The sequence below is a fragment of the Methanospirillum sp. genome (genome assembly GCF_028679455.1).
Lineage (GTDB): Archaea > Halobacteriota > Methanomicrobia > Methanomicrobiales > Methanospirillaceae > Methanospirillum.
This window is the reverse complement of the sequence record NZ_JAJRBM010000203.1, coordinates 1-2,779: the sequence shown is the minus strand read 5'-3', so window position 1 is coordinate 2,779 and position 2,779 is coordinate 1. Positions and strand designations below refer to the sequence as shown.

At 41.5% G+C, this 2,779-nt stretch carries 3 protein-coding genes; all 3 read left to right on the top strand.

Annotation, left to right across the window (positions count from 1 at the left end):
• A partial coding sequence (locus LUQ50_RS06775; RefSeq protein ID WP_300038103.1) for an AAA family ATPase occupies nt 1-1,119 on the top strand: 1,119 nt, incomplete at its 5' end.
• 329 nt (nt 1,120-1,448) lie between these two features.
• On the top strand, nt 1,449-2,399 hold the full coding sequence (locus LUQ50_RS06770; RefSeq protein ID WP_300038100.1) for a glycosyltransferase family 2 protein: 951 nt from the start codon (nt 1,449-1,451) through the stop codon (nt 2,397-2,399).
• Nucleotides 2,400-2,505: 106 nt separating this feature from the next.
• Nucleotides 2,506-2,779: polysaccharide biosynthesis protein (locus tag LUQ50_RS06765; RefSeq protein ID WP_300038097.1), on the top strand; the 274-nt coding region annotated here is incomplete at its 3' end.

Genomic DNA, 2,779 nt, shown 5'->3' with positions numbered 1-2,779 from the left:
CAGATTGTTATCCTGGTTGACGAGTATGATAAACCGATTCTTGATAATGTAGAGGATGTAACTCTTGCAGCAGAATTGAGAGATATTCTCAAAGATTTCTATGGTTCCTTTAAGCCTCTTGACCAGTATCTCCGTTTTGTATTCCTAACCGGGGTGTCTAAATTCGCAAAAACCGGTATTTTTTCAGGAATGAACAACCTGAATGATATTACGCTTGACGCCCCGTACTCTGCTATCTGCGGATATACCCAGCAGGATCTGGATACGGTTTTTGTACAGAATCTCAAAGGATTTGATCCAAACGCTGTCCGGGAGTGGTATAACGGGTACTCATGGACCGGGGAAGCGGTGTATAATCCATTCGATATTTTACTCTTGTGTAATAAGCGTATATTCCGGCCATACTGGTTTGAGACTGGAACACCATCATTTCTTATTAAACTGTTAGAAGAAAAACCCGTGTCCCTCCCTGATCTGGATAACCTGATTACCGGGGAAGAACTTCTAGGATCATTCCGTATTGAAGATATCAAACTTGAAACCCTGCTTTTTCAGACCGGGTACCTGACGATTACCCATGAGAGTCAAGTTGGCGGGAGAATTTTTTATCATCTTGGATTTCCTAACCGCGAAGTTAAGAGTTCTATCTCCCAATTAATGCTTGGAATTCTGGTTGGAACTTCAGAACAGTCTGCAAACCAGATGCAACTGGATAGCGTTCTGACTTCTGGCAATACCGACCGGCTCAAGGATATTTTTTATTCATTCTTTGCCTCAATTCCACATGACTGGTATCGGAAGAATCAGATATCAACATTTGAGGGATATTATGCAAGTATCGTCTATGCGTACTTTGCCAGCATGGGATACTCAGTTATTCCGGAGGATACCACAAATAAAGGACGAATAGATCTGACGGTTAAGACGAAGACCGGAATATGGGTATTTGAATTCAAAGTAAAGGGGCTGGATAAAAGTGACATTAGCCCTCTTGTCCAGCTCCAGGAGAGAGAATATGCAGGTAAATACCGATCTGATAGAAGACCAGTGTATGAGATTGGGATTATATTTGATCCAAAGACCCGGAATATTGAAGGATGGGAAGTTGGTGAGAGATAATACGTATAGACACAGGTGCAAACAAAGTATTGTGTAGCTGGAGATTCAGTTCAGATCTAAGATCAGATTATTCAGGAGGCCATCTCCCTTGAAAGATGATCGTGTTTATCAGTTTCAGATTATATATACCGGGTTCTCCTGAGGGGATTTCGCTAGTACTGATTACATGGTTTCACACATCATACGCCAGACGATGAAATAATAACCCGGGTAATTATTTCACCATTACTCATGATCTCATGTTTGGCTTATGGGATAAGTTATATATTATTTTCATTATGATACCTATACTATCAGGTACCGGGGGGTAACCTGGTGGGTGTAGATGGGTGTATAGAGAAAAAACGATAGCTGTTGCTATACCGGCATATCGGGAAGAGCAACTGATTCTGGCGACCTTGGAATCCATTCCTCCATTTGTTGACCGGGTATATGCGGTTGATGATGCATCTCCTGATAAGACCGGTGCAATTATTGATAACTATGCCCGGAAAGATTCACGGATTGTTCCCATTCATCATGAAAAAAACAAGGGTGTTGGTGGTGCAATTGTTTCGGGGTACAAGCAGGCACTTGCTGATGGGATAGATGTCGTGGCCGTGATGGCCGGCGATAACCAGATGGATCCGACTTTTCTTCCAGAGCTCCTTGACCCGGTCGTGGGGGGTGTGGTGGATTATGCTGTTGGTAACCGGCTCATTAATGAACAATTCAGGCAGGGGATGTCAAAATGGCGGTTTATCGGGAATTCGGTGCTGACTCTTCTGACTAAGATTGCATCAGGATACTGGCAACTGATGGATCCCCAGAATGGGTATACTGCGATATCACGTCGGGCACTCGAAACAATATCCCTTGATTCAATCTATCCACGGTATGGATATTGCAATGATCTTCTGGTCTGGCTGAATACATTCGGGTTTCGGGTCAGGAATGTTCCTCATCCGGCACGGTACGGGCTCGAACAGTCAAAGATAAAATACTCTACGTATATCGTCCGGCTATCATGGTTATTATTAAATGCATTCTTCTGGAGGCTTAAAGTGAAATATGTTCTGCTCAGTTTTCATCCGCTTGTGTTTTTTTATTTATTCGGTTTCTTTTTTAGTTTTACCGGAGTTCTTTTTGGATTTTATGCATTTTATTTCAAATTTTTGCTGAAGAATGAGATGTTTGTTCCGGCTGTGGTATCAGTGATATTATTTGCACTGGGGGTACAATTTATTCTGTTTGCAATGCTGTTTGACATGCAGGAGGAGAATAAGGGGACGTGGTATTAGTGATTTTGGTTAGTTCATTTATTTATCACGAGAAAAATGATTTACTAGACATTTATTACTCATTTAGGCCTTCGAAAATTTGTTATATCTCTTTCTTTAGATCTTTATGCCATTTTTAGACAACAAAACAATTCTTATCACCGGTGGAACAGGATCCTTTGGAAGGGCTTTCACCTCTCTCCTACTTTCTAAATATGATCCTGCAAGTGTTCGAATATATTCACGGGGTGAATACCTCCAGTGGAAGATGCAACAGAAAATAAAAGATGATAGACTTCGTTTTTTTATTGGTGATGTAAGAGATAAAGATCGCCTGAGTCGTGCCTTAAACGATGTTGATGTAGTTATACATGCAGCAGCTTTAAAGCAGGTTCCAGCAT